At 68.3% G+C, this 12,167-nt stretch carries 9 protein-coding genes; 4 read left to right on the top strand and 5 right to left on the bottom strand.

What is annotated here, in order from left to right; genetic code table 11:
- Positions 1 to 65 precede the first annotated feature (65 nt).
- The 4 genes from GTH22_RS03195 to lon form a co-directional block, all read right to left on the bottom strand.
- Complete coding sequence (locus GTH22_RS03195) at positions 66 to 1,325, bottom strand: VWA domain-containing protein (RefSeq protein WP_252943144.1); 1,260 nt, start codon at positions 1,323 to 1,325, stop codon at positions 66 to 68.
- A 3-nt stretch (positions 1,326 to 1,328) separates the two neighbouring features.
- A complete protein-coding gene (locus GTH22_RS03190) occupies positions 1,329 to 1,769 on the bottom strand; it encodes a hypothetical protein (RefSeq protein WP_252943142.1) in 441 nt (146 codons plus the stop codon).
- A 68-nt stretch (positions 1,770 to 1,837) separates the two neighbouring features.
- The gene (locus GTH22_RS03185; RefSeq protein WP_252943141.1) at positions 1,838 to 2,746 is read right to left on the bottom strand and encodes a MoxR family ATPase; all 909 of its coding nucleotides are present in this window, start codon (positions 2,744 to 2,746) and stop codon (positions 1,838 to 1,840) included.
- A gap of 168 nt (positions 2,747 to 2,914) precedes the next feature.
- Positions 2,915 to 5,326, bottom strand: coding sequence for an endopeptidase La (lon, locus tag GTH22_RS03180; protein WP_252943139.1), 2,412 nt, complete (start codon positions 5,324 to 5,326; stop codon positions 2,915 to 2,917).
- 450 nt (positions 5,327 to 5,776) lie between these two features.
- Here lon and GTH22_RS03175 point away from each other — a divergent pair, with 450 nt between their 5' ends.
- The 4 genes from GTH22_RS03175 (at position 5,777) to GTH22_RS03160 (ending at position 10,416) form a co-directional block, all read left to right on the top strand.
- Positions 5,777 to 6,814, top strand: coding sequence for a hypothetical protein (locus tag GTH22_RS03175; RefSeq protein WP_252943136.1), 1,038 nt, complete (start codon positions 5,777 to 5,779; stop codon positions 6,812 to 6,814).
- 4 nt (positions 6,815 to 6,818) lie between these two features.
- On the top strand, positions 6,819 to 7,799 hold the full coding sequence (locus GTH22_RS03170; RefSeq protein WP_252943134.1) for a hypothetical protein: 981 nt from the start codon (positions 6,819 to 6,821) through the stop codon (positions 7,797 to 7,799).
- Between the two features lie 139 nt (positions 7,800 to 7,938).
- Positions 7,939 to 8,100 (top strand): hypothetical protein, encoded by a 162-nt coding sequence (locus GTH22_RS03165; RefSeq protein ID WP_252943131.1) that lies wholly within the window; start codon positions 7,939 to 7,941, stop codon positions 8,098 to 8,100.
- A 6-nt stretch (positions 8,101 to 8,106) separates the two neighbouring features.
- Positions 8,107 to 10,416 (top strand): glycosyltransferase family 2 protein, encoded by a 2,310-nt coding sequence (locus GTH22_RS03160; protein WP_252943130.1) that lies wholly within the window; start codon positions 8,107 to 8,109, stop codon positions 10,414 to 10,416.
- Between the two features lie 288 nt (positions 10,417 to 10,704).
- Here the strand turns inward: GTH22_RS03160 and tgt are convergent, their stop codons facing one another.
- Complete coding sequence (gene tgt, locus GTH22_RS03155; RefSeq protein WP_252943129.1) at positions 10,705 to 11,835, bottom strand: tRNA guanosine(34) transglycosylase Tgt; 1,131 nt, start codon at positions 11,833 to 11,835, stop codon at positions 10,705 to 10,707.
- Positions 11,836 to 12,167: the final 332 nt, after the last annotated feature.

Here is a 12,167-nt window from a genome sequence, read left to right as displayed (position 1 = left end):
CTAGACTGCTCCTCCAATGGGATGTTCGTTGCGGCCTCAACGCCGCCCTGCCCATTGGGTTCCGCCTAGTCTTGCCCCATCATCGCCATCAGCCTCGCCTTTTCGCCCCCGCCATCGGGGCGAGAGAGCGCCTCTGCAAGGGATTCCAGCGAGGCGATGTTGTGCCCGGCCCGGAAGCTGGAGACATGGGGCAGCATCGCGGCGATACCGGCGGCCCTGGGGGCAAACCCGTCCCAGCGGAGCAAGGGATTCACCCAAATCAGGCGCCGCGCCGAAAGCCCGAGGCGCTCGGCCTCGCGCCCCAGCCGCTCGGGCTCGCCGCGATCCAGCCCGTCGGTGATGAGCAGCACCACCGCGCCCCGGCTCAGCACCCGGCGCGACCAGTCGCGGTTGAAGGCGTGAAGGCATTCGCCGATCCGCGTGCCGCCCTCCCAATCCTGCGCCTCCGCCCCGGCGGCGGCGAGGGCGGCATCCACGTCGCGGGTGGCGAGATGGCGGGTGATGTTGGTGAGCCGCGTGCCGAAGGTGAAGCCATGCACCCGCGCCCAGCCCGCCCCCTTGGTATTGGCGGCCGCGTGGAGAAAATGCAGGACGATGCGGGAATACTGGCTCATCGAGCCAGAAATATCGCAAAGCGCCACGAGGTCGGGCCAGCGCTCGCGGCGGTTTCGCCGGGCAAACTGCTGCACCTCGCCCCCCCGCCGCAGCGCCTCGCGCATGGTGGCCCGCCAGTCGGCCAGACTGCCGCGCGCGTCGGCGCGGGTCCGGCGGCTCACCAAGGGGCGCACCGGCAAGGCGATGCGGGCGATCATCCGCTTGGCCTCGGCCACCTCCGCCGTGCTCATTTGCTCGAAATCGAGGCTCTTCAGCCGCTCCTCGCCGCTCACCGTGGCGGAGGCGTCGATCTCGATCTTCTGCTCTTCCTCACTGTCGGGGATCTCGGGGGCCTCCCGCTCCACCCCGTCGAGCAGCGCCTCGGCGGCCCGCTTCTCGGCGGCCTTGGCCAGCCGCTCTTCCTGCACCCCGCGCACCGAGGGGAGCATCATGCTCATCATGTGTTCCAAGAACCGCGGATCACGCCAGTAGAGCCGGAAAACCTGTGCAAACACAGCGCGTTGCTCCGGCTTGCTGACGAAGCAGGCCTGCAACGCGTGGTAGAAGTCGGCGCGGGAGGTGAACCCGGCCGCCTCCACCGCCCGCACCGCCTCGATCACCCGGCCGGGGCCAATCGGCAGCCCGGCCTTTCTCAGCGCCCGCGCGAACCAGGTGATGTTCTCCACCAGACGCGGGTGCTCGGGGATGTCGAGCGGGGCGAGCCCTTCCATGGATTACCAGCTCATGGCCTGAACCTGGTTCATCCAGACGTAGTAGTTCACCCGCATGTTGGAGCGGTTGTTCTCGGGGATCGCCTCGATGCGGGGCTGGCGCAGGTAGGCCTCCTTCACCCGCACCGGGTCATTGCCGTAGCCGGCCACGCCCAACGCCAGAAAGCGCCGCCAGCGCGGCTCGAGGCCCAGGTCGACCGTGCGCGGCTCTTCCACGCCGATCACCAGCAGAACGCCGGTGATCGCGCCGGGCACAAGGCACTGGTCGGCGGATTCGGTGGGCGGATTGCGCAGCGTCGCCAGCACGCGCTCGCGGTGATACTGATACCACTGCTGCCGCGCCTGGTGCATCACCGCCCTGTTCATCTGGCTCTGCATGAAGCTGGCGAAGAGGTCCACCGCCCCGCCGATGCCCTTGCCGAGCCCGTCGCTTTCCAAACCCATAACTCAGTCCTTTCAATGACTTGTCCGGCGCATCGGCCGGCTCACATGTGCAAGGGATTCCACAGCCCTCAGGCAGGTGCAAGCTCGGCGCGCACTTCGTCGAGCAACCGGCTGGCCTCCGCGCCCTGCAGCTTGGCGATGTCGTCCTGATATTTGAGGATCGCGCCCAGCGTGTCGGCGATCACCTCGGGGCTGATCGTCATCACGTCGAGCGCCAGCAGGCATTTGGCCCAGTCGATGGTTTCGGCCACGCCGGGCTTCTTGAACAGGTCCTCGGTGCGCAGCTTCTGCACGAAGGCCACGATCTCGCGGCTCAATGCCTCGGCCGCCTCGGGCGCACGGGCATGCAGGATCTCGAGTTCGCGTTCGAAGGTCGGGTAATCGACCCAGTGATAGAGGCAGCGCCGCTTCAGCGCGTCATGCACCTCCCGCGTGCGGTTGGAGGTGAGGATCACGATGGGCGGCTCGGGCGCCTTGATCGTGCCAAGCTCCGGGATCGTTACCTGAAAATCGCTGAGGGCTTCCAGCAGGAAGGCCTCGAAGGGTTCATCGGTGCGGTCCAGCTCGTCGATCAGCAGCACGGGGGGGCCGCCGGGCTGGGGGCGCATGGCCTCGAGCACCGGGCGCTCGATCAGGTAATCCTCGGCAAAGAGCTCGCTCTTCAGCGCCTCCCGCTCGGCCCCGCCGCCGGCTTCGGCGGTGCGGATGGCGATCATCTGGGCGGCGAAGTTCCACTCGTACACGGCCGATCCCGCATCGAGCCCCTCGTAGCATTGCAGCCGGATCAGGCGGCGGCCCAGCGCGGCGGCCATCGCCTTGGCGATCTCGGTCTTGCCGACGCCCGCTTCACCTTCGAGAAACAGGGGCCGCCCGAGGCGAAGGCTCAGAAACACCACCGTCGCCAGCGCGCGCGAACACACGTAGCCCTGCGCGCCCAGCGCGGTCTGCACCTCGTCGATCGAATTCATGGATGTCATTCCGGCCCGTCCTCCTGCCCGCCCCATGCTGCATTTGCCGGGCGCAGGTGCAAGGGCGACCAAAGCACCACGCCGCCCCGGGGGCAGCAGCGGCGCCGCCTGCCCGCAAACGAAAGGGGGCGCGCCCAAGCGGACGCGCCCCCGATCAAGTCGATAGCCCTGGGCCGATCAGTGCGCCACGGCACTCCCGCCTTCGCCACCCTTGGCGGCGGCAGCAGCGGCAGCGGCGGCCTCTTCGGCTGCCTCATCCCACTCGATCGCCTCAGGCTCGCGCACCAGCGCGTGCTTCAGCACATCGCGCACGTGGCTGACGGGGATAATCTCCAGCCCCTCCTTCACGTTGTCGGGGATGTCGCGCAGGTCCTTCTCGTTCTCTTCCGGGATCAGCACCGTCTTGATGCCGCCCCGCAGAGCCGCGAGAAGCTTCTCCTTCAGCCCGCCGATGGCGGTGGCATTGCCGCGCAGGGTGACTTCGCCGGTCATGGCAATGTCGCGGCGCACCGGGATCTGGGTGAGCACCGACACGATGGCCGTCACCATGGCAAGGCCCGCGCTCGGCCCGTCCTTCGGGGTTGCCCCGTCCGGAACGTGCACGTGAATGTCCCACTTCTCGAACCGGGGCGGCTTCACCCCGATCTGCGGGCTGATGGAACGCACGTAGGACGATGCCGCCTCGATGCTTTCCTTCATCACGTCGCCGAGCTTGCCGGTGGTCTTCATCCGGCCCTTGCCGGGCAGCTTGAGCGCCTCGATCGAGAGCAGGTCGCCGCCCACCGAGGTCCAGGCCAGGCCGGTGACAACGCCAATCTGGTCTTCCATCTCGGCCAGCCCGTAGCGATGCCGTTTGACGCCGAGGAAATCCTCGAGGTCATCCACGCCGACATCGACCGTCTCGTCCTTCTTGCGCACGATCCGCGTCACCGCCTTGCGGGCCAGCTTGGCGATCTCTCGCTCGAGGTTCCGCACCCCCGCCTCGCGGGTGTAACGACGGATCATCTCCGTAAGTGCCTCATCGGAAAGCGAGAACTCGGCCTTCTTCAGCCCGTGGTTCTTTTTCTGCTTCTCGATCAGGTGCTGCTTGGCGATCTCGCGCTTCTCGTCCTCGGTGTACCCGGCAAGGGAGATGATCTCCATCCGGTCGAGCAGCGGCCCCGGCATGTTGTAGCTGTTGGCCGTGGTCAGGAACATCACGTTGCTGAGGTCGTATTCCACCTCGAGGTAGTGGTCGACAAAGGTGCCGTTCTGCTCGGGATCGAGCACCTCGAGCATCGCCGACGCCGGATCACCCCGGAAGTCCTGCCCCATCTTGTCGATTTCATCGAGCAAGATCAGGGGGTTGGTGGTTTTGGCCTTCTTCAGCGCCTGGATGATCTTGCCGGGCATCGAGCCGATATAGGTCCGCCGGTGGCCCCGGATCTCGGATTCGTCGCGCACACCGCCGAGCGAGATGCGAATGAACTCGCGCCCCGTTGCCTTGGCCACTGACTTGCCGAGCGAGGTCTTGCCCACGCCGGGAGGGCCGACGAGGCAGAGGATCGGCCCCTTCAGCTTCTTGCTGCGCTGCTGCACGGCAAGATACTCCACGATCCGCTCCTTGACCTTCTCGAGGCCATAGTGGTCGGCATCGAGGATCTTTTCGGCGCGGGTCAGGTCTTTCTTGACGCGAGACTTCACGCCCCACGGAATGGCCAGCATCCAGTCGAGGTAGTTGCGCACCACCGTCGCCTCGGCGCTCATCGGGCTCATGTTCTTGAGCTTCTTGATCTCGGCATCGGCCTTTTCGCGGGCTTCCTTGGACAGCTTGGTCTCGGCGACCTTCGCCTCCAGCTCGGCCACCTCGTTCTGGCCTTCTTCGCCGTCGCCCAGCTCCTTCTGAATGGCCTTCATTTGCTCATTCAGATAGTACTCGCGCTGGGTGCGCTCCATCTGGCTCTTCACCCGGGTCTTGATCTTCTTCTCGACCTGCAGAACGCTCATTTCGCCCTGCATCAGCCCGTAGACCTTCTCGAGCCGCTCGCCCACGTCGAGGGTCTCCAGAAGCTCCTGCTTCTGATGCACCTCGACGCCGAGATGGCCCGACACGAGGTCGGCCAGCTTGTCGGCGGCATCGGCCTCGGACACGGCGGCAAGCGCCTCTTCGGGGATGTTCTTCTTCACCTTGGCGTAACGCTCGAACTCGTCGGCCACCGAGCCGGTCAGGGCCAGCACGGTCTCTTCGTCGCCCGGCATCTCGGTGAGCAGCGCAGCGGAGGCCTCGAAATATTCGTCGTTATCGATGTACTCTTCGATCCGCACCCGCTTGCGGCCCTCGACCAGCACCTTCACGGTGCCGTCGGGCAGCTTCAGCAGTTGCAGGACATTGGCCAGCACCCCGGCCTTATAAATGCCATCCGTGGTCGGCTCGTCGACGCTCGGGTCGATCTGGGAGGCCAGCAGGATCTGCTTGTCGTCCCCCATCACCTCTTCCAGCGCCCGCACCGATTTTTCGCGGCCCACGAAGAGCGGGACGATCATGTGCGGAAACACCACGATGTCGCGCAGTGGCAGCACTGGGTAGGATTGGCTCAATTGCTCGTGCATGTCAGTTCCTTGTTATTGGCAAGGAGGCACCGGCCCCAGCCCTCTCGGGCATAACGCGGCAGCCACGGCCCCCTCCGGTCTGAACCATCAATTGGGGCCTCATACCCGCTTTTCAAGCACAACCGTTCCAGCACCGCCATCCTGCCCGTGCCCTCGTCGGGGCACAAGCTGAGATCTCGCCGGATTTGAGCGAAAATACCTGCTCCAGTCATGCAAAATGCCGCAGCTCGCAGGGTTTCACAGGCGTGTTATTGCCCCGCCGCGCGGCCCGGGTGCCGCGCCCGCCGCCCGAGATCGCGCCCCGGCAGCAAGGCACGAACAATCCGCCGCCCGCCGCCCGACTGTTGCTGCCGCAGGGTCAATATACCACCAAATTCCACAACACCCGCCGTCTCTTCGCCGCAATCTCCCAGCACCTTGGAGGAAACAGGAAATGTGTGGGTTCTTTCGATGCTTCTCGTTCTTTCGTCCCAGCGCCGCCGGATCGCGTATTTTGCCGTCACAATGGCCATCGGCCTGCTGCTGATCGGGCTGCTGCCGGGGCTGCGCTGGTACACCAAGGCGATCTCCTTCGTCCTTGCGCCTTTCGTCATGGCCGGGGTCGCGGCGGCGGTGCTGGCCTGGGCGCCGTCCAAACGGGGCTGGCTGGAATGCATCGGCACCGGCGTTCTGCTCGGGGGCATCCTCGGCGCCTTCACCCGCTTCGACGGGCTGATCGGCCTGCCGCTGGCCGTCCTCATCTCGGCCGGGCTGGTGATGGTGCTGCACGAAGGCTGGGCCGAGCGGCTGCCGCTCAAGCTCACCTTCTCCACCTCCGCCTCCGGCCACCTGCGGGCCGACGGGGCCGAGCTGTGGTCGGCGCTGGTGCCGGGCGCGGGCGCGGGCCTCGTGTCCGAACGGCTGATCGACGTCGAGCCCTGCCCCGACGACCCCGAGCGCAAGACCTTCTACTGCGCTTTGATGGCCTGCGGCGAGCTGGCCGAAGAGGCCACGCTGACCGTGCTCGAACGCGACAGCTCGGGCACCGCCCGCATCCATATCGAGGGCGAGGATGCCATGGGGGTGATGTCTTCGGGCATCCTGAGCCTCAAGATCACCGAGATGGACCCCGAGACCACCCACCTCGACCTGCAGGAAAGCCGCGAGGGGATGCAGGCCGGCGAGGTGATCGAACGCTGGTTCGATGATGTGCTGGGCGGCGAGCTGCGCCACCTTCAGGCCCATTTCCTCGCGCTGAACCCGCCCGAACCATCGGACCGTGATGCCGAAGACGCCGCCGCGCTGCCCCCTGCCACCGCCTCCCGCGCGGCCCCGGCGGCCGAGTCCGGCCCCTCGGGCCAGCTGCGCCCCTCCCAGCGCGGCACCGCCGCTGCCGAGGCGGCCGCCGCGCTCCATGCAAGGCCCCAGGCCAAGCAGATGAAGAACCTCGCCCGGCTGCCCGACGATCACCTGACACTGGAAGCCGTGCGCAAGGCGGTGGGCGAGTAGCCGCGTGAGCGACACCACCCCTGCCTTCCTCTCCCACGAGCAGCCCGCCGCGCCCGGCCCGCTTTCGCGCCTCTCCGCCCGGCTGATCCGCCTCAGCCACAGCCGCGGCCGCATCATCTTCGCCCTGCTGGCGGCCCTGCTGACCGGGCTGGTGATGAGCGGCCCGCTGCAGGCGGTCCTCGGCCTGCTCTGGTTCGTCACCGAAGGGTTTTCGGTCCACCCCGAACTGATCCGGCCCACCATCATGTGGTTCAGCTTCACCGTGGTCGTGGGCCTGATCTATGCCGCCCTCTGGGCAACGACGATGCTGCTCTGCCTGCCGCTGCGGGGCATGACCGAATGGGCCGCGACGCTGGTGTTCCTCCAGGCCACGCTCAAGCAATACGCCCCAGCAATGATCGAGGCGGTGCCGAACTGGGCCTTCGTGCTGCTGATGGGCACCTGGGTGGTGAACTTCCTGCTGATCAAGACCGGTCTTTCCTTTGCTCCCCTGCCCTGGCTTACCCGTCACCACCGCACCCGCTTCACCCTGCCGATGCCGCCACTGGAGGCCTACGAGCGCCTGCGCGCCCACCCGGGCCGCCCCTTCTGGGATGCCGGCTACACCGAGATCACCGAAGTCACACCGGGCGACGACAGCCACCTGAAGGTCGAGGTCCGCCGCCGCCGCGGCATCGCCTATACCCTCTGGCTGCGCTTCAGCGCCGAGGTGCCGGGCAAGAGCCTCACGATCCACGCCACCGACCGGCCGGACCGGCTGGAGGGCCCGCGGCGCCCGGCGCAGACCCTCACCCTCACGGCACAGGGGCACGGCAGCACCCTTGTCGAGGTCCGCACCCACGAGCCCCACACGCTCGCCACCCTCTCCGCAGACCCGATGGAAGACCGCGAAACCGATTACTGGGCCCATGCCGCCGCCGAAATTTCCGGCCGGCCCAACGGCACCTTCTCGGCCGCGCTCCTGCGCCCCGCCGGCAGGGCCTGAGCGCAGGCACCCCCGGTGCCTTGCGCCTCCGTTGTGGTGCTTGATCCAACCACCCACTACCGATAGACTTGAACGCAATAATAAACATGTCGACTCGTGGGATTGAGCAGCAGTGCTTTTTGGGATCGGAAGCTTGGCCTTGTTGGGTCTCCTCGGAGCCGTGGTCTCGATCGGTGTGGTCGTGCCGCCCGAGGAGGAAGACGACGCCTTCGACGATCACGCCGATGATCTCGACACGCCGCCCGAGGGCGGGCCGGAAGGGTTTGCATCAGCCTCCTTCGCCCACCCCGAAAGCCTCTGAACGCCGATGAACGCGCCCAGCCGCGGCCCCACCCCCGGCGCCCTCTCGTCACAGATCCGCAAGGCCCTCACCGCAAGCGCCCCGCCGCTCTCGGTGATCCTGCCGTTCTTCGACGAAACCGCCTTTCTGCCCACGGCCCTGCGCTCGATCCGTGCCCAGCGCATCGAGGGGGTCGAGGTGATCGTGGTCAACGACAATCCCGACCAGTTCTCCCGCGCCGAGGTGGAGGCACTGGCCGAGGCCGGATGGCCCGGCTGCACGGCCGAGGACGGGCCGGTGAAGCTGCTCTGCCATGACGCCAACCAAGGCCTCTCGGCGGCCCGCAACACCGGGCTGGAGGCGGCCTGGGGCGATATCATCGCCTTCCTCGATTCCGACGACTACTACGTGACCGACGGGCTCTCGGCCCAGCTCGACCTCGCCCGCCGCTCGGGCGCCGACATCACCCACGCGCCCTGCTTCATCTCCGAGCCGGGCAGCCCCCGGCTTTCGGTCCTGCACCGCGACGCCGCGCTGCACATGGAGGCGCGGGTGACGGACGGGCTGCGCGACGGCGAGGAGGCGCAGTTCATCGTTTCCTCGTGGTCCTCGGTCTACTCTCGCCGGTTCCTCGACGAGCACCGCCTGCGCTTCGACATCGCCCAGCCCCGCTTCGAAGACCGCCTCTTCGTGCTCCAGACCACCACCCGCGCCCGCAAGATCGCCTACCTCGGAGCGCCCGCCCGGGTCTGGCGCCGCCGCGCAGGCTCGATTTCGGTCACGCAGGTCACCCCCGAAACCCTGCGCCTACAGGTTCAGCTGCTGGAAAAATGCCTTGCCGTCGTGCGCGCGGAAGTCGCCGCCGACCACCTTCCGCCCCGCTTCGAGAAGCGCGAACTCTTCAACTGCGTCTCCCGCCTGATCTGGGACATGGAGCTGATCGAGCGGCTGGCCGATGCGCCCGAGGAGGAGACCGCCGCCCTCGGCCCCCGGGTGCAGGCGCTGCTCGGAGAGGACAGCTTCGCCAACGCCTTCTTCGAAGATCCGATGGTGCTGAAGACCTCGCGCATCGGGATGAAAACCCGGCGCGGCCGGATCACCCGGCTCGATTTCTTCGAGCTGCATCGGATGATGCGCGAAGGCGACTGGCCCGCCGCCGCCGCCCTGCTCTCCGCCCGCAGCAGGATAGCACCGGCCAACCCCGCCACGCCCTGCCCGCCCCTGCCCGGCCGCCTCGTGCTGCACCTCGGCCTGCACAAGACCGGCACCACCTTTCTGCAGCACGCACTTCTGTCGCGCCGCGAGGCGCTGGCACGGGCCGGGGTGCTGCTTCCCGAAACCGGCCTCGCCGAACCCGACGCCGCCCGGCCCCGCCCCGGCGGCTTTCCGGGCCACCAGGGGCTGCTGGCCGCGCACCGCAGCGGCGATGCTGCGACGTGGAAGGCGCTCTACCGCGAGATCATCGCCGCCGGCAGCGCCACCACGCTGATTTCCTGCGAGAACATGCTGCTGCCCACCGACCCGGCCCGCAGCGAGGTGATCGCGGCGCTGATGTCCCGGCTCTCGGGCTTCAGGGAGATCGAGCTTGTTGGCTTCGGCCGGCGCGCCGATGCCTATGCCGAGGCGCTCTACAAGGAATGGGTCACCGATGGCGGGCGGGGCGGGGCGCGCCGGATCGAGGAGTTCCTCGTCGATCACGGCGAGGCGCTCACCAACTGGCCCGCGCTCTTCGCCCCTTGGGAAGAGGCGGCCGGCACCAGGGTGAAGCTCGCCGACTTCGACGCGCTGAAGGCCGAGGGCAGGCTCTGGCGCGGCTTTGCCGAGCTGGCAGGTCTGCCCGCCGACATTCCCGCGCCCTCCGGCCTGCCCCGCTACCCCTCACCCGACCGCGAAAGCACCGAGCTGATCCGCCTCGTCAACCTTCTGACCCCGGACCGCGCCACCCGGCGCGAGATCATCCGAGGCTATTTTGCCCTGAACCCCACGCCGAACGACCGCGCCAGCCTGCTGCCCCCCACGGCCCGCGCCGCCCTCCTGTCCCGCTTTGCCGACACCAGCGCACCATGGGCCGAAACCCGAGGCTACGCCGCCGACACAGCGGCGATGGTCGCTGCACTCGAATCCCAGAGCTGGGAGCCCCTGCCCCCGCTCGATCCCACCCGCCTCGCCGACCTGCTCCACGCCGGAACCGCCAGCGCCGCCCTGCTCTCTGTGGCCCCGGCACCTGCCCCTGCGCCGAAGCGCAGCGCCAGACCCCGCACGCGCGCCGAGAAAGACCCCAAGCTGGTGATACGCCTCCGCCCCTGGGCGCGGCGGCTGCTGGCACGCTGGCTCTGAGCCCTCACCGGGGCGGGCTGTCGGTGGCCTCGCTGCGCTCGGCAGGCGGGGCCGCTGGCGTGGCGGGTTACGCCGAAAGCGGGCCAGAAGAGATTTGAGGCCTCCGGCGGGAGATATTTGGAGCAAGAAAATGAACAGGGGCGCGACCGGGCGCGGGCGTTTGGGCCTGTGTCTGCGGGCTCGCCTTCTGCTGGACGTCGCAGGATGGCGCCTCGGGCGCACCGAGCCGCGCGTGGCGGCGCGGGGTGGGCGGGTGGGAGCGCCGCTGCGCGCGGCGTCGCCATGCGCTCAGAGTTGGGGAATGTCGCCCTCGGCCCGCAGCGCGTGAAACTGCGTCTCGAACCGCTCGAACTGCCCTTCGGCAATCGCCCCCCGCATCTCGGCCATCAGCTCCTGATAGTAATGCAGGTTGTGCCAGGTCAGGAGCATCCCCGCGATCATCTCGCCGGCGCGGTAGACATGGTGCAGGTAGGCGCGCGAGTAGCTCCGGCAGGCCGGGCAGCTGCAGGCCTCGTCCAGCGGGCGCGGGTCGTCTGCGTGGCGGGCGTTCTTGAGGTTCACCTGCCCGCGACGGGTCCAGGCCTGCCCGGTGCGCCCCGAGCGCGAGGGCAGCACGCAGTCCATCATGTCCACGCCCCGCTTCACTGCGCCCACGATGTCATCGGGCTTGCCCACGCCCATCAGGTAGCGCGGCTTGTCCTCGGGCAGCTGGCCCGGGGCGTAGTCCAGCACCCCGAACATCGCCTCCTGCCCCTCGCCCACGGCCAGCCCGCCGATCGCGTAGCCATCGAAGCCGATCGCCTTCAGCGCCTCCGCCGACTCCGCCCTCAGCGCCTCGGTCACACCGCCCTGCTGGATGCCGAAGAGCGCATGCCCCGGCCTGTCGCCGAAGGCATCGCGCGACCTCTGCGCCCAGCGCATCGACAGCCGCATGCTCTCGGCCACCGCATCCTCTGTGGCGGGCAGCGCCGGGCATTCGTCAAAGCACATCACGATGTCGGAGCCGAGCAGCCGCTGGATCTCCATCGAGGTTTCCGGGCTCAGCACATGTTTGGAGCCATCGACATGGCTGCGGAAGGTCACCCCTTCCTCGGTGAGCTTGCGCAGCTCGGCGAGGCTCATCACCTGAAAGCCGCCCGAGTCGGTCAGGATCGGCTTGTCCCAGTTCATGAACCGGTGCAGCCCGCCCAGCCGCGCCACCCGCTCCGCCCCGGGCCGCAGCATCAGGTGATAGGTGTTGCCCAGCAGGATATCGGCCCCGGTGGCCGCCACGCTCTCGGGCAGCATCGCCTTCACCGTGGCGGCGGTGCCCACCGGCATGAAGGCGGGCGTGCGGATCTCGCCGCGCGGGGTGGAAATGGCCCCCAGCCGGGCCTTGCCGTCCCGCGCCGTGACCTCGAAGGTTACTCTTTCGCTCATTCCGCCCTGATTGGCGATCCGGGCGCGGAACTCAAGGGGTTTTGCGCGCCCGGCCATTCGCCGCCCCTGCGGAGGGCGCTCGCGCGGGCCGCTCGTGCGCCATCTTGCGGGATCGGGGGACGCCCTGCTGGGTCGGGGGCCGCCGATGAGGCCGAAGACACCAAAGCCGCCCGGGTGCAAGCGGCCAGCGCCCATGCCAACGCGCGGCGGCGACCTCGCGCCTGCGGCGTCCCGGCAGTGCGCGGCGGGCGCTGTGCAGCCGACCCTCGGGCCGCCCCGATCCAACCCCGTGCCGCACCTTGCCGCACCCTCCCCCATGGCCAGCGCCCCCC

The sequence above is a fragment of the Oceanicola sp. 502str15 genome (assembly GCF_024105635.1).
Taxonomy (GTDB): Bacteria; Pseudomonadota; Alphaproteobacteria; order Rhodobacterales; family Rhodobacteraceae; genus Vannielia.
This window is presented reverse-complemented; position numbering and strand designations above follow the sequence as displayed.